The sequence below is a fragment of the Aliiroseovarius sp. S1123 genome (assembly GCF_023015885.1).
Taxonomy (GTDB): domain Bacteria; phylum Pseudomonadota; class Alphaproteobacteria; order Rhodobacterales; family Rhodobacteraceae; genus Aliiroseovarius.
The window spans coordinates 462533-478820 of record NZ_JALKBE010000001.1; the positions used below are offsets into that span (position 1 = coordinate 462533).

The window sequence follows — 16288 nt, forward strand, 5'->3', positions numbered from 1 at the left end:
GCTTTTCCTACTTGTACCTCAGGATCGGAGCGCCAGGGCCAGTTGGTTCTGGCGCTCGATCACTTTCGGAAGGTCGACGGTCGCCATCTGACCATCCCGTACGACCTGCCGCCCTTCAACGAACAGATGTTTGACCCGTGTCGGACCGGCAAGCAGCAAGGCTGCGGGAACCCAGCTTCCGGCACTTTCGATGCCGGATACATCCCAAACCGCGATATCTGCCCGTTTGCCGACCGCCAACCGTCCACAATCATCGCGGCCAAGAACATCCGCACCCCCACGGGTGGCGATCTCTAACGCTTCGCGGGCGGACATGGCATCAGCCCCGTTGGCCACGCGCTGCAGCAGCATGGATTGGCGCGCTTCCAAGATCAGGTTCCCCGCGTCATTGCTGGCGGACCCGTCGACACCCAGACCCACCGGCACACCCGCATCACGCATCTGGCGCACAGGGGCGATCCCGCTGCCCAAACGGCAGTTCGAGCACGGGCAATGCGCAACACCGGTCTTGCTGCGTGCAAAGAGGTCGATCTCTTGCCCATCAAGCTTCACACAATGGGCATGCCAGACGTCATCCCCGGTCCAGCCAAGGTCCTCGGCATATTGACCGGGGCGGCAGCCGAATTTCTCTAAAGAATAGGCAATGTCTTCATCGTTCTCGGCCAGATGGGTGTGAAGCATGACGCCCTTGTCACGCGCCAGTAGGGCGGCGTCGCGCATCAAGTCTCGGCTGACCGAGAAGGGAGAGCACGGGGCAAGCCCGACACGGACCATCGCCCCGTCGCGATCGTCGTGGAACGCATCGACCACGCGGATGGAATCCTCCAGGATAGCGCTTTCCTTCTCGACCAGACTGTCCGGGGGCAGCCCCCCGTCGCTTTCCCCGATGCTCATCGCGCCGCGCGTCGGGTGGAACCGCAGCCCGACCTCTTGCGCGGCGGCGATCGTGTCGTCCAGCCGCGCGCCGTTGGGATAGAGATACAGGTGGTCCGAGCTGAGCGTGCAGCCAGACAGCGCGAGTTCCGCCAACCCCACTTGGGCCGAGATAAACATCTCTTCCGGGCCAAAGCGGGACCAGATCGGATAGAGCGTCTGAAGCCAGCCAAACAGCAAGGCGTCTTGTCCACCCGGCACTGCGCGAGTCAGGGTCTGATAAAGGTGATGATGTGTGTTCACCAATCCGGGTGTCACGACGCAGCCACGTACGTCATGGATGTCGCCGTCGCTTCTCAGCCCCGTGCCAATTTCGGCAATTACACCGTTGCGCACCCGGATATCAGCGCCCGACAGCTCGGTCCTTGTGTCATCCATCGTCAGGATGGTGTCTGCATTTCGAATAAGAATTTCGGTCATCTTTGCCCCTTTTGATTGGCCCGTCTCAGAAGGGATGTGCAAAGGCGATGGAAAACGGGGCAAGAACCACCTTAGCCATGTCAGTAAGCTGGAAAACCTGAAGGGTGTCAATTTCTTTGCCATGGCGACAGGAAGGATGTGCATTCGTGCTTGCAGCGACCGTTAGTAGTTATTCAAAAGACAGCGAGCCCCCAAATGTCGGTATGTAACCTAGAGCCGGGCTCGCGCTATGCCGATGCGGCTTACGCCGATGGTGATCTCGTGCAACGTGGGCGGCTCACCTGATACGGATCAAAGTCAGCGATGTCTGAGAGTGATGGAATGAACGTATGGAACTTGCTGGAATTCTTGTAACATTGGGCGCGCTCTTTCTGGTGGGCCTTGCGGCAGACGAACTCGGGCGTGTTACGCGGCTGCCTCGGGTCACTCTGCTTTTGCTGCTTGGGGTCGCGATCGGGAACGAAGGGTTCGATTTGGTGCCCGGTGACGTTGTGCAGTGGTTTGACGAGCTTTCTATTGTCGCCCTGACGATGGTGGCGTTCCTTTTGGGTGGGTCACTGACACGCAAGAACTTCACCCGCCACGGGATTGCAATTTTTACGATCTCTTTGGCTGTAGTGTTTGCAACGCTTGTCGTGGTTACGTTTGGGTTGTGGGGGGTGGGCCTTGCGCCGGAGCTGGCCTTGCTACTTGCCGCCATCGCGACCGCGACCGCACCTGCCGCAATGGCGGATGTCATCCATCAATCTGGGGTCAAGAACGGGTTCACTGAAACGCTGAAGGGGATCGTCGCTGTTGACGATGCCTGGGGGCTGATCGTGTTTAGTGTCGTGCTGGTTCTGGTTGGCCAAGCAAGCGGCTGGACCAGTGTGGTAAAAGGGGCTGGGTGGGATCTGGGCGGTGCGATTGTGCTTGGGTGTGTGCTGGGTACCCCCGCGGCGTTCCTGACCGGGCGGTTGAAGCCAGGTGAACCCCAACAGGCCGAGGCCATCGGGATCGTGTTTCTTGCGGCGGGATTTGCCCTGTGGCTAGAGGTCTCGTTCCTGATCACCGGCATGACCGTCGGCGCCATCATCGCGAATTTCGCAAAGCACCATTATCGTGCCTTTCACGAGATTGAGCATATCCAGTGGCCGTTCATGATCCTGTTCTTCCTGCTGGCTGGCGCTTTGCTTGAGGTGGACGCGCTGTTGCTTTTAGGGTGGACGGGGATCGGATTTCTATTGCTGCGGATTGTTGGGCGGCTCGTCGGAGGGGCCATTGGTGCGCTGCTTGGGCGGGTGCCGGGCAACGAAGTGCGCTGGTACGGCCCGGCGCTTTTGCCGCAAGCGGGTGTTGCGGTCGGTATGGCGCTGGTTGCAGGTGAGCGATTTCCGGAATGGTCTTCCATCATCATGGCCTTCACAATCGCCAGTACGGTCGTGTTCGAAATCATCGGCCCGCCGCTGACGTTTTTGGCAATTCGCAGGGTGTCGAAAGAAAGCTGATCAAAGAAAAAAGGGCCGCAACACGCGGCCCTTTCTAGTGTGTCTGGCAGGGCGTTAGTCGACCCGCTTGCCAGGTTTTTGCAAGAACAGCGCGTCGAAGGTATAGACCAGAATGGCTGCACCCACCGCGCCCATCGCGGCAATGCCCAACAGGATGATCAGGTCAATTGGCCCGCCAAGATCCGAGAGGCTGGAATGGGTCATTTTCTGTACGAAGATCACGGCGAACACCGCCCCGAATGGCATCGACAACTGGGCGCGCAGGAATTTACGCCAGCTGACGGCACGATCGCGGATCAGCACATAGAAATAGGCCAGCGTGATCACCGCCGCCACAATGACCATGACCCAGAACAGGGTGGGGCCGAAGATTTCTTCAAAGACGGCGATCAGGGTGCCAAAAGTAAGTTCTTTCATCGGTCAAATCCTCCTTATGCGTCGCCACGGATCATGGCGTTATAGGTGGCTTTCAGGGCGACTTCTTTCATCAACCAGCTGATCCACAGTTCTTCCAATGGCGCGATCACACCCGGGAAGCTGGGGGTCAGGTCGTTGTTGTAATCGAACTCGATCAGCATCGCGCGGCCCACGCGGGTGATCAGCGGGCAGGAGGTGTAGCCGTTATAGCTCGCGTCGCTCCTGGTGCCTGCGATCTGCGCGACTAGGTGCTCTTCGACCACCGGAACCTGCCACTTGGCACTGGCCGCGGTTTTGCCTTTCGGCACGCCGGCGATGTCGCCCACGGCGAAGACGTTATCGAAGAAGTTGTGACGCAGCGTGTGTTTATCGACGGTGGCCCAGCCGCGACCATCCCAGCTGCCGGGATCGGTCAGGGCCGAGTTGCGGACCACGTCGGGCGCTTGCTGAGGCGGCACAATGTGCAGATAGTCATAAGGCATCTCCGCGTCGCCGTTTTCAGTGGCGAAGGTGGCCATCTTCTTGCCCGCGTCCACCGATTTCAGCACATGGCTGTAATGTGGCGTGATCTCGCGCTGGCCAAACAGCATCCGCAACTTTTCCGAGATGATCGGAACACCGAACAGGGCCTTGTTGTGGGCCATATAGTTGATGTCGAGCTTCGTGGTGCCAGCCTTGCGGGCGATGTCGTCAATCAGGAAGGTGTGCTTGATCGGTGCGCCTGCGCATTTCATTTCCGTCGCAGGGCGGGTGAAGATGCCAACGCCGCCATCTTCGGTATAGCGGCCTGCGGCCTCCCACGTCTTTGCGGCGTAATCCGGCCCGGCGTAAAGCGACCCGATGCCGTTCTTGCCGATCATGTCCATTTCGAAACCTTCGATGGCGCTGTAGTTCAGGACAAGACCCGTTGCCAGCACGAGAAAATCATAGGGCACGGTCTTGCCGCTTTCGGTCATGACCTTGTTGCCGTCCGGGTCGATCTCGGCGGCACGTTCGGAAATCCAGGTGATGTTCTTGGGCAACCAGTCGCCGGTTTGAGAAACCGAGTACTTGGCCGGTTTCAGACCCGCCGCGATCAACGAGAAACCGGGCTGGTACCAGTGTTCTTTGCGCGGGTCGATGATGGTGATCGTAGCACCATTCAGGCGGCGCGACAGGCGGTTGGCCAGCGCGGTGCCAGCGGCGCCTGCGCCAAGGATGACGATCCGGGCCTTGGTGTCGATGGGGGCAGGGGCAGCGGTCGCGCCAGCGCCCGCGGCCATAAGGGCACCCGCGCCTGCGGCAAATCCCAGAAATCCGCGGCGTGTTGCGTTGAAGTTGTGTGACATGAGCGACCTCCAATCAGGCAATGCTTCGTTCTGAGAGTCTCTCTACGCTTGTTAAGTATTCAAGTCTATGAATGTGTTAAGGGGATGGGGGTGGCCTAATGACGCAGTGAAATTGCGGTGGGATCAGATCGCAAATCTGTGTATGAAGCGGCAGGGCGGAGTTTCTACCGCCTTTGTAGATATTGCAGCGCGCGCGAGTATTTGGTATACAGCGGCATACCGCAGACAAATCCGGCCCCAGAAGATTCTGTTTTGCCGGGTGAACGGGCTGCATCAAACTCGAAATCGTAGGGATCGTCATGAGCTTGTACACCGACTACCTAAATGAGATTGAAGCGCGTAAAGGCGAGGGTCTGAACCCCAAGCCGATCGACGACGGCGCGCTGGTGGCTGAACTGATCGAACAGATCAAGGACACCGGAAATGCCGAACGCGAAGCATCGCTGAACTTCTTTATTTACAACACTCTGCCCGGCACCACGAGTGCTGCTGGCGTCAAGGCGGCCTTCCTGAAAGAGATCATTCTGGGTCAGGCTGACGTTGCCGAAATCACCCCGGAATTCGCTTTCGAGCTGCTGTCGCACATGAAGGGCGGCCCCTCGGTCGAGGTTCTGCTGGATCTGGCGCTAGGTGACGACGCAGCAATCGCTGCGCAGGCTGCCGAAGTGCTGAAGACTCAGGTGTTCCTCTATGAGGCTGACACCGACCGTCTGGAAGCAGCTTATAAGGCCGGCAACGCCGTCGCCACCGACATTCTGGAAAGCTATGCCAAGGCCGAGTTCTTCACCAAGCTTCCGGAAGTAGAAGAAGAAATCAAAGTCGTAACCTATATCGCCGGTGTGGGCGACATCTCGACCGACCTTCTGTCGCCGGGTGCCGAAGCACACTCGCGCGCTGACCGCGAACTGCATGGCAAATGCATGATCACGCCGGAAGCTCAGGTCGAAATCCAAGAGCTGCAGAAACAGCATCCGGACGCTCGCGTCATGCTGATCGCTGAAAAAGGCACCATGGGTGTGGGCTCGTCGCGTATGTCGGGTGTGAACAACGTGGCCCTGTGGACCGGCAAACAAGCCAGCCCCTATGTGCCCTTCATCAACATCGCCCCCGTTGTGGCAGGCACCAACGGCATCTCGCCGATTTTCCTGACCACCGTAGGCGTGACCGGCGGCATCGGCATTGATCTGGATAACTGGGTCAAGAAACTGGACGCTGACGGAAACGTGGTTGTCGACGAAGATGGCGAAGCCATTCTGGAAGAGGCCTACTCGGTCGCAACCGGCACCGTTCTGACCATCAACTCGAAGACCAAAACGCTGCATGACGCAGATGGCAAAGAGCTGAAAAGCGTTGCCGCTGCTTTCACCCCGCAGAAGGTGGAATTCATGAAGGCTGGCGGGTCTTACGCCGTGGTCTTCGGGAAGAAGCTGCAGACATTTGCGGCCGCTGCGCTGGGGCAGGAACTGAAATCCGCGTACGCTCCCTCGAAAGAGATCACAGTCGACGGGCAGGGCCTGACTGCTGTTGAAAAAATCTTCAACCGCAACGCTCTGGGCACCACCCCCGGCGCGATCCTGCACGCAGGTTCGGACGTCCGTGTTCAAGTGAACGTTGTTGGTTCGCAGGATACCACCGGTCCGATGACCGCGCAGGAACTGGAAGCCATGGCTGCAACCGTGATTTCCCCGTCGGTTGACGTGGGCTATCAGTCGGGCTGTCACACCGCGTCTGTTTGGGACAAGAAGGCGCAAGCCAACATTCCCAAGCTGATGAAGTTCATGAACGATTTCGGCCTGATCACCGCGCGTGACCCGAAGGGTGAATACCACGCGATGACCGACGTTATTCACAAGGTGCTGAACGACATCACCGTGGATGACTGGGACGTCATCATCGGCGGCGACAGCCACACCCGTATGTCCAAAGGCGTGGCCTTCGGCGCAGACTCGGGCACGGTGGCACTGGCACTGGCAACCGGTGAGGCATCCATGCCGATCCCGGAATCGGTGAAAGTGACCTTCAAAGGTCAGATGGCCGAACATCTGGACTTCCGCGATGTCGTTCACGCCACGCAGGCACAGATGCTGGACCAGCATGGCGACAACGTTTTCCAAGGTCGTGTGATCGAAGTGCACATTGGTACGCTGCTGGCTGACCAAGCTTTCACCTTCACCGACTGGACCGCCGAGATGAAAGCCAAGGCGTCGATCTGTATCTCGAATGACGATACGCTGATCGGGTCGCTAGAGCTGGCCAAGTCGCGTATTCAGGTCATGATCGACAAGGGTATGGACAACGAAGCCCAACTGCTGGCCGGTCTGATCGCCAAGGCTGACAAACGTATCGCCGACATCAAGTCGGGTGCAAACCCTGCTCTGACCCCAGACGATACCGCCAACTACTTCGCTGAAGTTGTTGTTGATCTGGACGCCATCGACGAGCCGATGATCGCCGACCCAGACGTGAACAACGAAGACGTGTCCAAGCGTTATACCCACGACACTATCCGCCCCGTGTCCTATTACGGCGGCGACAAGAAGGTGGATCTGGGCTTTGTTGGCTCGTGCATGGTGCACAAGGGCGACATGAAGATCGTGGCCCAGATGCTGAAGAACCTTGAGAAGACGATGGGCAAGGTCGAGTTCAACGCACCGCTGGTGGTGGCTGCTCCGACCTACAACATCGTGGACGAGCTGAAGGAAGAAGGCGACTGGGAGATCCTCGAGAAATACTCGGGCTTCGAATTCGACGACCTGTTCCCGAAAACTCAAGCGCGTACCGAGTACGAGAACATCATGTACCTCGAACGTCCCGGTTGTAACCTTTGCATGGGCAACCAAGAAAAGGCTGCCAAGGGTGACACTGTTCTGGCCACCTCGACCCGCCTGTTCCAAGGCCGTGTCGTAGGCGATCTGCCCGAGAAAAAAGGTGAAAGCCTGCTGGCCTCGACGCCGGTTGTCGTTCTGGCTGCTGTCCTTGGCCGCACGCCCACGCTGGAAGAATACAAAGCTGCTGTGGAAGGCATCGACCTGACCAAATTTGCTCCGCCGCTGGCTGTTCCGTCGACCACCAAGTCGGCGCACTTCTAAAGCCGGCAACGGTGAGACACAGAAAGGGCGGGGATATTCCCCGCCCTTTTTCGCATTTAGGGTGCACTGGCGTTCCTACGAGACGATCTGAATAAGGTTGTGTCGCTTGAAATGTCATGTGAGACTTTAGATCATGCACACTGCAAACTTAGCCCTTCGGTTCTTCCTTGAGCTCGCGGCGCTGGCCGGGTTCAGTGTTTTTGCCTGGAGTTTGAGCGAAGGTTTTTGGCGCTTCATCGCGGTCGGCGGAACCGTATTACTGCTCGGCGTAATTTGGGCGACATTTGCAGTGCCGGATGATCCCAGTCGATCGGGGAATGCGCCGCTGCCTGTTCCTGGAACTGTACGCTTGATTTTGGAATGGGCGGTGTTATTCGGTGGAGCTTGGGCGTTCTATGCCACGGGGTACACGTGGCCGGGGTTCTGGCTCGCCGCGCTTACAGCGGTTCATTACCTGTTATGGCCAAGTCGCATTGCGTGGCTTTTGCAGAACTAGGTTTGTCCTGGAAATCTGAGGGCTGCCGCAGCCATCCTTCCCCCAAAACACAACAGGGCGGGGATTTCCCCGCCCTGAGTCATCTCAAGATTTTGCGCCAGTGGATCACGCATTCAGCAGCAAGTGCTGACGCTCCCACGGCGAGATTTCGCGTTGGTACTCCTCGTTCTCGGCCCATTTGATGTCGGAATAGAGTTTGCAGAACTCTTCGCCCAGAACGGCACGCATCTCGTTGGCCTCGTCGAATAGCTCCAACGCAGCACGCAGCGAGGCAGGCAGGGGTTCTGCCACGTCCCAGACCTCCTTCTCGGCTTCGGCGCGGGGTTCGACCTTGTTGATCATACCCAGATAGCCACATGCCAGCGAGGCTGCGAGGGCGATATAGGGGTTGGAATCCATCCCAATCACGCGGTTCTCCAATCGGCGTGCCGCCGGGCTGGAATGGGGTACGCGCAGACCTGTGGTCCGATTGTCGCTTGCCCATTCAAGGTTCGCAGGGGCCGAATGTCCGTCGACGGTGATCCGGCGGAACGAATTCACGTAGGGCGCCAGAAGCGGCACCACATCCATCATGTATTTTTGCGACCCGCCAATAAACCAACGGAACAGGTCGGTGGCAGAACCATCTTCGTTCGAGAAGATGTTCTGGCCCGTTTCCGTGTCTACAATCGACTGGTGCACATGCATCGCGCTGCCCGGTTCGTCGCGGATGGGCTTGGCCATGAAGGTTGCAAACACGCCGTTCTTCAGGGCCGCTTCGCGGATCGTGCGTTTGAACAGGAACACCTGATCGGCCAGTTTGATCGGATCGCCGTGGTTCAGGTTGATCTCGATCTGACCTGCGCCGCCTTCCTGAATAACGGTGTCGATCTCAAGCCCTTGCGCTTCGGCAAAATCATAAATCGAGTCGATGACGGGCCCGTATTCATCCACTGCCGACATCGAATAGACCTGACGGCTGGCGCCTTTGCGTCCCGTACGCCCGATGGGCGGCTCGATGGGTTCATTCGGGTCGTGGTTGGGCTTGGTCAAATAAAATTCAAGCTCGGGCGCGATGACGGGTTTCCATCCTTTCGCAGCGTAAAGATCTACAACGCGCTTCAGAAGCCCACGCGGTGCGATCGCCAGCGCCGAACCGTCGCGGTTATACATGTCGCAGATCACCTGCAGCGTGACATCTTCGGACCACGGCACGGCACAGGCCGTGGACATGTCGGCGCGCAGCACGACATCCCGTTCAACCCACTGGTTCTCGATCTCCATATCGACATATTCGCCAGAAATCGTCTGATAGAAGAGCGAAATGGGCAGGGCCAGATCAGTCGAAGGATCAAACTTCGCGGCAGGCATCGCCTTCCCGCGCGAGGTTCCGACAATGTCGGGGATGATGCACTCCACTTCTTCAATGCGACGCCCATCTGCATAGGCGACAAAATCAGCGGACAAGTTCTGGGCCCAATCCAAGGGGCGCTTTCGTGACATCAAAACCTCCTTCGGCGTCGGGTGTCATACGACGCCGGTTTTCATAAAAAGAGTTGGTGCTGAATATTTGATCAAATTATGCAGAAGGTCAATGGCTCGTTTCTGACGGCGCTTTTCTCTCGTACAGTGACAAGCTTCGCGCTAGGCTCTGATGAAATATCCATTCTGGGGAGATTTGAGACATGAAAACATTGATGACGATCCTCTGTGCGTCGCTGGCAGGTAGCGCGGCTTTTGCAGCTGACCACTGTGCCGCTGGTAAGACGCTGACCGATGGTGTGCTGACCATCGCCACTGGCAACCCCGCCTATTACCCGTGGGTCATGGACGACGCCCCCGAAAGCAAACAGGGGTTTGAGGCCGCCGTGGCCTATGCCGTCGCGAACGAAATGGGCTTTGCTGACGATGCCGTCACTTGGGTGCGCACCTCGTTTGACGAGGCGATTCAGCCCGGCGCGAAGAATTTTGACTTCAACCTACAGCAATACTCGATCACGCCCGAACGGGAAGAGACGGTTGATTTCTCACTGCCCTATTACAGCTCGGCCATGGCCATCCTGACCACACAATCGGTGGTCGAGAAGATGGGTGAGCCGACCATGGAGGCCCTGAAAGGGCTGCTCTGGGGCGCAGGGGCCTCGCACACTGGCGCGACCATGGTGGGTCAGGTGATCGCCCCGGATCAGGACGTGCTGCTGTATAACGACAACACCGACGTGACCGCGGCCCTGCAGGCCAACCAGATTGACGCGGCGCTGTTTGACTTGCCGACCGCGCTGTACCTGTCGGCTGTTGTGGTCGAAAACGGCGCGCTTCTGGGCCAATTCCCGGCAGAGCGTTCTGAGAACCCGGATCAATTCGGTATGTTGATGGCCGATGGAAGCGCTCTGAAACCTTGCGTGGACGAAGCGATCCAAGCCCTGACAGACAGCGGTAAACTGGCCGAGATTGAAGCCGAGTGGCTGCAAGGCGCCACTGGCGTTCCGGTTATTCAATAAGGCGGACGTCGCACGGAATGACGAAGGCAGACGAAAACCCGGCCATGCCGGGGCGGCGCGCGCAGTATGAAGCTGCGTTGCGCCGCCGCTCTTTGTGGGTCGCGGGTGTCTCGACCAGTTTGGTGTTTCTGGCCATTCTGGTGCTGGTCCCGCTGGCGCCCGGCTGGGAGGCCGTGAAGAAAAGCTTCTTCAACTGGGGTGTCTTTTCCAAGACCTTTCCGGGCCTACTGGACGCCTTCCTGCTGGACATCGCCATCTTTGCATGGTGCGCGCCGTTGATCGCGCTTCTGGGTCTGTTCGTGGCGATCTGCCGCGACATCCAGAAGCCCGCGCTTTACCCACTGCGCCTGTTTGCGACGGTCTATACGGACGTGTTTCGCGGGCTGCCAGTCATTCTGGTGATCTATCTTGTGGGCTTCGGCATCCCCGGTCTGGGCCTGCCGCGCCCGTGGAATTCGCCCTATATCTGGGGCTCACTGGCGCTGATCCTCGTCTATGCGGCCTACGTGGCCGAGGTGATCCGATCCGGCATCGGGTCGATCCATAAAAGCCAAAGCTCAGCCGCGCTGTCACTGGGGCTGTCGAACGCCGACACCATGCGTTACGTGATTCTTCCGCAAGCCCTGCGCAACGTTTTGCCCGCCAATATGAACCTTGTGGTCGCCCTGCAAAAAGACGTGGCGCTTTTGTCCTTCGTCGGGCCCGTCGAGATCTTCCGGCAGGCGGGCGTTTACAAGTCGCTCTATGCCAGCTTCACGCCCTATGTGGGGGCGGCGCTCATCTTCTTGGCAATTACCATTCCGATGACGCGGTTTGCCGATCACCTGATGAACAAACGCCGCAAGCAGGAACAATAAGCCCATGCTGTCGCTACGAAATATCCAAAAGAGCTTTGGCAATCATCATGTGCTGTGTGGCATCGACCTTGAGGTCGCGAAGGGCGAGATGGTGTGCCTGATCGGCGCATCGGGTTCAGGGAAATCGACGTTGCTGCGTGCGGTGAACCTGCTGGATCCCGTCGACGATGGCGAGATCTGGTTTGACGGAGTGGACATCGCCGAACCGGGACTGGACCCGCAGCCCATCCGCCAGCGCATCGGGCTGGTCTTCCAGTCCTTCAACCTGTTCCCGCATATGTCGGCGGCAGAAAACGTTATGCTGGCCCCACGTCGTGTGAAGGGGCTGTCCCGCGCGGCGCAGCGGGGCCGTGTGGAAGAGCTGTTCGAGCGCTTTGGTCTGGCGCACCGGATCGATCATTATCCCGATCAGCTGTCAGGTGGTCAGCAACAGCGCGTGGCGATCATCCGTGCGTTGGCAATGCAGCCCGACATCCTGCTCTTTGACGAGATCACCTCGGCACTCGACCCTGAACTGGTGGCCGAGGTTCTGGACGTGCTGCGTAGCTTACGTGCAGAAGGCATGACCATGATCCTTGCGACGCACGAAATGGGCTTCGCGCGCGAATTGGCGGACAAAGTGTGCTTTTTGGAAAGTGGGCGCATTTTGGAAGAGGGCACACCGGCACAAATCTTTGATGCCCCACGTGAAGAGCGGACGCGGCAGTTTTTGTCTCAGGTGCTCTAGGGGCAGCCGGGCTTAGCGCCAGAAGGCCACCCACTCGGTCAGTTCAAGGAATTTCTTGGCCAGAAACAGAAGGTTCTCGGCGTCCCAGACAACTACATCCAGCCCGACCAGCAGCAGGATCACTGCGCCCAGAATGATGGCCAACTGATTAGTCACAAAGAAGCTCCTGCCTGTTTTCAGCGATTATGCAAGCCGCACCGGTGGGGGCAAGGTAAAACACGGAAAGATTAATGGGGGTATTAGCGCAATACGATTTTGGCGGGATTGTATTAAGATAGATGCCTCGGCATGCCTGTTCCCCATCCATCCTCGCCGAATATCAATGCAGGCGGACAATCGGCTTTTTTATCGAGTGTGCCCCAAATCTTCTCAAGCCAATCGGCAGCAACTTCTACGATTACATCATTCACAGAGAATGGCTGGTCGAATGGATCAAACATAGGGAGGTCATTCGCGGCCGTTTCACCGCGAGTGTATGCATCAAACAGTACCCGATGCCCCTCTATTGCTTTGTTCAAGCTGAACAGGTCGGGACCATCAAGATGCAAGACGACAGAGAACATTCCATCTGGATCTTGGTTCGGGTGAACCCCGAATTGTATTTCACGTGCGTTATTTGGAAGCTTGGTCAAGGCCGCCACTAATGTCGTCCTCGCTTCCTCAGTGTGGGAAACAAGGATGGATATGAGTGTTGAGCGGTACTTCGTCCGTTCGTCTTGCAAAACTTACACCTCCGGCTCTCCTAAAGGGAGAAATACAAAATCAAGCTATAAAAGCCGATATGAATTGTGGTCAACGCAAAAGAAAACCCCCAAGGGCAGGGCCATTGGGGGTTCTCAGAAACTTTTTTCAGGGGTGGCTTACAGCGAGCCCATCTTCACGGCCAGATCGCCCATGCGGGTCGAGAAGCCCCATTCGTTGTCATACCACGCCAGAACGCGGACCAGACGGCCGCCGATCACTTTGGTCTGGTCTGCGGCAAAGATCGAGCTTTCTTCAGTGTGGTTGAAGTCGGTCGAGACCAGTTTCTCTTCCGTGTAGCCCAGAACACCTTTCATGGCGCCTAGCGACTGCTCTTTCATCACGGCGTTCACGTCTGCGACGGTCACGTCCTTTTCGACCACAACGGTCAGGTCCACCGCCGAGACATTCGGGGTCGGAACGCGGACGGCCGAGCCATCCAGCTTGCCTTTCAGTGCGGGCAGAACCTCGCCCAGAGCTTTTGCAGCACCGGTCGAGGTCGGGATCATCGACATGGCGGCGGCGCGGGCGCGGTACAGGTCCTTGTGGCGACGGTCCAGCGTCGGCTGGTCGCCGGTGTAAGCGTGGATCGTGGTCATGATGCCGCTTTCGATGCCGAAAGCGTTCAGCAGAACCTTGGCCACCGGGGCCAGACAGTTGGTGGTGCACGAACCATTCGACACCATCACGTCACCGGCGGTCAACATCTCTTCGTTCACGCCGCAGACGATGGTTTTGTCCACGTTGGTGCCGGGGGCCGACAGCAGAACTTTCTTGGCACCACGCTCGAGATGCGGTTTGGCCTTGATGCCGTCGTTGAAGTTGCCGGTGCATTCCAGAACAACGTCACAGCCGTCCCAGTCCAGCTCGTTCATGTCATAGGTCGACATCATCTGCATCGGGCCTTGGCCTACATCCATGGTGCCGTCGCCCAGAACGACGTCGTTCGGGAAGCGGCCATGCACGCTGTCATATTTCAGAAGATGCGCTGCGGTTTCCAAGGGGCCGGTCGCGTTGACCTTCACCACCTGAATATCTTCGCGTCCAGACGCAGCGATCTGCGCCAGGGTGCAGCGGCCGATGCGACCAAATCCGTTGATACCGACTTTGACGGTCATGGGTGTTTCCTCTTTCTCATGGCGGCATACGTGTGCCGCGAGGGGTGTTCAGACTTGCACGCGGTATACCGTTGACTGCAGGGCCACCCAACCCAGAAAACACCTTCCGTAGCAGCATGATAGCGAAAACATCAGCGATCTTTTGATTTGGGCCTACAGGTTAGCGCAAACCTTCATGGGGCTGAATTAATGGCAGGGTCTGGTCGTCATGCCCTTGCCCTTCAGGGCGGTTTCGCTAGATTCGCCCCACAATGAGTACAATGAAAGTAGAGGCGGTACGATGAGCGGTTTGATTGCACTTCTGGACGACGTGGCGGGGATCGCCAAAGTCGCTGCGGCCTCGATCGACGATGTGGCGGGGCAGGCAGCCAAGGCCAGTGCGAAAGCGGCAGGCGCTGTGATCGACGATGCGGCTGTGACGCCGAAATACGTTCAGGGGTTCGAAGCCAAGCGCGAGCTGCCGATTATTGGGCGCATCGCCTGGGGCTCGATCAAGAACAAGCTGATCATCCTGCTGCCCATCGCGCTGCTTTTGTCGGCCTTTGCGTCTTGGGCAATCGCGCCCCTTCTGATGCTGGGCGGGGCGTATCTGTGTTTTGAAGGGGCAGAGAAGGTTTGGCATGTGCTGTTTCCACACGAACATACGTGGGACCACGCAGAGCACCCTGAAGGCGACCCGGCCCATTTGGAGGAAAGCAAGGTTGCGGGCGCGATCAAGACCGACTTCATTCTGTCGGCCGAGATCATGACCATCATTCTGTCAGGCATCCCCAACAGCAATTTCTGGATGGAGGCGGCCACGCTTGCTGTCGCTGCTGTGGGCATCACCGTCGCGGTCTATGGCTCGGTCGCGCTGATCGTGAAAGCGGATGATTTCGGCCTTTATCTGGCCAACAACGCGCGGCTGGGAGTGACGCAGGCGCTTGGCCGAGGGATCGTGAAAGCGATGCCCTATGTCATGAAAACACTAACCATCGTTGGCACCGCCGCGATGATTTGGGTCGGCGGGTCGATCATCGTGCACGGGTTGCACGAACTGGGCTGGCATCTGCCTTATGACACCATTCACCACCTGGCTGTGGCTGCTGCACATGCGGTGCCGCAATTCGCGGGTGCCGTGGAATGGGCCGTAACGGCTGCGCTGGACGGCGTACTTGGTCTTGCGCTGGGTGTTCTGATCATCCCCTTGGCGACGCGCGTGATTGGCCCGATCTGGGGTGCGATCTTCAAAGAGAAAGCTTAAGCTTTCGGCCTTGATCGACTGAGCAGGAACAGACCGCTTAGGACAATGACGGCGCTGCCCGCCAGCGTCATCATGTCTGGGCGTTCGTGGAAGACCACAACGCCCAGAATGAGCGCGAAGAGAAGCCGCGAATAGCGAAACGGCGTGACGACCGAGACCTCTCCGGTCCGCATGGCCAGCGTCAAAGCGCCATAGGCAAGAATACCGCAAACAATGGTCAGCATGATGTATCCGCTGGCCGCCGTTGTCATAGGGCTAATCTCGCCAGCCGCAGCCATCAAGACGAGCCCAGACACCGTCAGAACTACAAACCCGGCTACACCCAACTGCGCCGCGTTTAATGTCGCCGGGCTTGCGCGGGTGGCCAGATCACGTCCGGCGAAACCAAGCATTCCCAGCACGGCAAAGATCGACAGCGGGTCGAAGGCGTCCAGGCCAGGGCGCAGGATCATCAGAACCCCGATGAAACCCACAAGAATGGCCAGCCAGCGGCGTATGCCAACCTGTTCCTTGAAGAAGACGACGGCGCCTAGCGCGACGACCAGTGGCGTGGCCTGCAAAATGGCCGAGGCACTGGAAAGCGGGGTCAGGGCGATGGCCAGCGCATAGAACATGCGGCCGGCGATCTCAGAGAGCGACCGCCATATCAGCACGGGCGAGCGTAGATCCGGGTGGAAAACCCGCGTACCCTGCGCGCGGGCGAGCGCTGCAAAGATGATCAATCCACCCAAGCCGAATAGCACAACAGCCTGTCCAATCGGGATGTCGCGGGCTGCGGCCTTTAGCGCCATGTCTTCCAGCGCAAAGGCTGCCATGGCGAAGACCATGAACAGCGCACCACGGTGATTTTCGCTAAGAGCTGACAGCACGTTGGCATCCTTTGATAAAACAGGCGCAGACTGTCCGATCTAGGACGGGTTTGAAAGGTAAAAGAAAACGCCCCACCAATTGG

Annotated in this window: 15 protein-coding genes; 7 read left to right on the forward strand and 8 right to left on the reverse strand. The window is 58.2% G+C overall.

The annotated features are described in order from the left end of the window. Positions 1-18 precede the first annotated feature (18 nt). Positions 19-1353: an 8-oxoguanine deaminase gene (locus tag MWU53_RS02200; protein ID WP_247089999.1), complete on the reverse strand. Its 1335-nt coding sequence runs from the start codon at positions 1351-1353 to the stop codon at positions 19-21. A gap of 329 nt (positions 1354-1682) precedes the next feature. Here MWU53_RS02200 and MWU53_RS02205 point away from each other — a divergent pair, with 329 nt between their 5' ends. Then, complete coding sequence (locus MWU53_RS02205) at positions 1683-2840, forward strand: cation:proton antiporter (protein ID WP_247090001.1); 1158 nt, start codon at positions 1683-1685, stop codon at positions 2838-2840. A 54-nt stretch (positions 2841-2894) separates the two neighbouring features. Here the strand turns inward: MWU53_RS02205 and MWU53_RS02210 are convergent, their stop codons facing one another. Continuing rightward, a complete protein-coding gene (locus MWU53_RS02210; RefSeq protein ID WP_247090004.1) occupies positions 2895-3257 on the reverse strand; it encodes a DUF5368 domain-containing protein in 363 nt (120 codons plus the stop codon). Between the two features lie 14 nt (positions 3258-3271). After that, positions 3272-4585, reverse strand: a complete 1314-nt coding sequence (locus tag MWU53_RS02215) for an FAD/NAD(P)-binding oxidoreductase (protein WP_247090006.1) — start codon at positions 4583-4585, stop codon at positions 3272-3274. Between the two features lie 299 nt (positions 4586-4884). Between MWU53_RS02215 and MWU53_RS02220 the strand changes: the two genes are divergently transcribed. Both MWU53_RS02220 and MWU53_RS02225 read left to right on the forward strand, forming a co-directional pair. Further along, positions 4885-7674: a bifunctional aconitate hydratase 2/2-methylisocitrate dehydratase gene (locus tag MWU53_RS02220; protein WP_247090008.1), complete on the forward strand. Its 2790-nt coding sequence runs from the start codon at positions 4885-4887 to the stop codon at positions 7672-7674. Between the two features lie 133 nt (positions 7675-7807). Then, positions 7808-8170, forward strand: a complete 363-nt coding sequence (locus MWU53_RS02225) for a YrdB family protein (RefSeq protein ID WP_247090010.1) — start codon at positions 7808-7810, stop codon at positions 8168-8170. A gap of 105 nt (positions 8171-8275) precedes the next feature. On the opposite strand, the gene MWU53_RS02230 is transcribed toward MWU53_RS02225, so the two are convergent. Then, positions 8276-9652, reverse strand: a complete 1377-nt coding sequence (locus MWU53_RS02230; protein WP_247090012.1) for a glutamine synthetase family protein — start codon at positions 9650-9652, stop codon at positions 8276-8278. A gap of 182 nt (positions 9653-9834) precedes the next feature. Here MWU53_RS02230 and MWU53_RS02235 point away from each other — a divergent pair, with 182 nt between their 5' ends. The 3 genes from MWU53_RS02235 to MWU53_RS02245 are packed head-to-tail and all read left to right on the forward strand — an operon-like array spanning position 9835 to position 12234. Further along, positions 9835-10650, forward strand: a complete 816-nt coding sequence (locus MWU53_RS02235) for an ABC transporter substrate-binding protein (RefSeq protein ID WP_247090014.1) — start codon at positions 9835-9837, stop codon at positions 10648-10650. 17 nt (positions 10651-10667) lie between these two features. Beyond that, on the forward strand, positions 10668-11507 hold the full coding sequence (locus tag MWU53_RS02240) for an amino acid ABC transporter permease (protein ID WP_247090016.1): 840 nt from the start codon (positions 10668-10670) through the stop codon (positions 11505-11507). Between the two features lie 4 nt (positions 11508-11511). Further along, positions 11512-12234: an amino acid ABC transporter ATP-binding protein gene (locus tag MWU53_RS02245; RefSeq protein ID WP_247090018.1), complete on the forward strand. Its 723-nt coding sequence runs from the start codon at positions 11512-11514 to the stop codon at positions 12232-12234. A gap of 12 nt (positions 12235-12246) precedes the next feature. Here the strand turns inward: MWU53_RS02245 and MWU53_RS02250 are convergent, their stop codons facing one another. The 3 genes from MWU53_RS02250 to gap form a co-directional block, all read right to left on the reverse strand. Next, entirely contained in the window at positions 12247-12390 is a 144-nt protein-coding gene (locus MWU53_RS02250; protein WP_247090020.1) for a hypothetical protein, read from the reverse strand. Between the two features lie 113 nt (positions 12391-12503). Further along, positions 12504-12956: a DUF6389 family protein gene (locus MWU53_RS02255; protein ID WP_247090029.1), complete on the reverse strand. Its 453-nt coding sequence runs from the start codon at positions 12954-12956 to the stop codon at positions 12504-12506. Between the two features lie 138 nt (positions 12957-13094). Further along, the gene (gap, locus tag MWU53_RS02260) at positions 13095-14093 is read right to left on the reverse strand and encodes a type I glyceraldehyde-3-phosphate dehydrogenase (protein ID WP_247090032.1); all 999 of its coding nucleotides are present in this window, start codon (positions 14091-14093) and stop codon (positions 13095-13097) included. 280 nt (positions 14094-14373) lie between these two features. Here gap and MWU53_RS02265 point away from each other — a divergent pair, with 280 nt between their 5' ends. Beyond that, on the forward strand, positions 14374-15336 hold the full coding sequence (locus MWU53_RS02265) for a DUF808 domain-containing protein (RefSeq protein WP_247090034.1): 963 nt from the start codon (positions 14374-14376) through the stop codon (positions 15334-15336). On the opposite strand, the gene MWU53_RS02270 is transcribed toward MWU53_RS02265, so the two are convergent. Beyond that, positions 15333-16205 carry a DMT family transporter gene (locus MWU53_RS02270; RefSeq protein WP_348647018.1) on the reverse strand — a complete coding sequence of 291 codons (873 nt, stop codon included), beginning with the start codon at positions 16203-16205 and terminating at the stop codon, positions 15333-15335. The two genes, MWU53_RS02265 and MWU53_RS02270, sit on opposite strands and share 4 nt — an antisense overlap. Between the last annotated feature and the right edge of the window lie 83 nt (positions 16206-16288).

Bases quoted from the DNA above. Each gene is read 5' to 3' on its own strand.
- MWU53_RS02245 (WP_247090018.1), top strand. From the start codon at position 11,512: ATGCTGTCGCTACGAAATATCCAAAAGAGCTTTGGCAATCATCATGTG.
- MWU53_RS02265 (WP_247090034.1), top strand. From the start codon at position 14,374: ATGAGCGGTTTGATTGCACTTCTGGACGACGTGGCGGGGATCGCCAAA.
- gap (WP_247090032.1), bottom strand. From the start codon at position 14,093: ATGACCGTCAAAGTCGGTATCAACGGATTTGGTCGCATCGGCCGCTGC.
- MWU53_RS02215 (WP_247090006.1), bottom strand. From the start codon at position 4,585: ATGTCACACAACTTCAACGCAACACGCCGCGGATTTCTGGGATTTGCC.
- MWU53_RS02225 (WP_247090010.1), top strand. From the start codon at position 7,808: ATGCACACTGCAAACTTAGCCCTTCGGTTCTTCCTTGAGCTCGCGGCG.
- MWU53_RS02235 (WP_247090014.1), top strand. From the start codon at position 9,835: ATGAAAACATTGATGACGATCCTCTGTGCGTCGCTGGCAGGTAGCGCG.
- MWU53_RS02220 (WP_247090008.1), top strand. From the start codon at position 4,885: ATGAGCTTGTACACCGACTACCTAAATGAGATTGAAGCGCGTAAAGGC.
- MWU53_RS02200 (WP_247089999.1), bottom strand. From the start codon at position 1,353: ATGACCGAAATTCTTATTCGAAATGCAGACACCATCCTGACGATGGAT.
- MWU53_RS02205 (WP_247090001.1), top strand. From the start codon at position 1,683: ATGGAACTTGCTGGAATTCTTGTAACATTGGGCGCGCTCTTTCTGGTG.
- MWU53_RS02240 (WP_247090016.1), top strand. From the start codon at position 10,668: ATGACGAAGGCAGACGAAAACCCGGCCATGCCGGGGCGGCGCGCGCAG.
- MWU53_RS02230 (WP_247090012.1), bottom strand. From the start codon at position 9,652: ATGTCACGAAAGCGCCCCTTGGATTGGGCCCAGAACTTGTCCGCTGAT.
- MWU53_RS02210 (WP_247090004.1), bottom strand. From the start codon at position 3,257: ATGAAAGAACTTACTTTTGGCACCCTGATCGCCGTCTTTGAAGAAATC.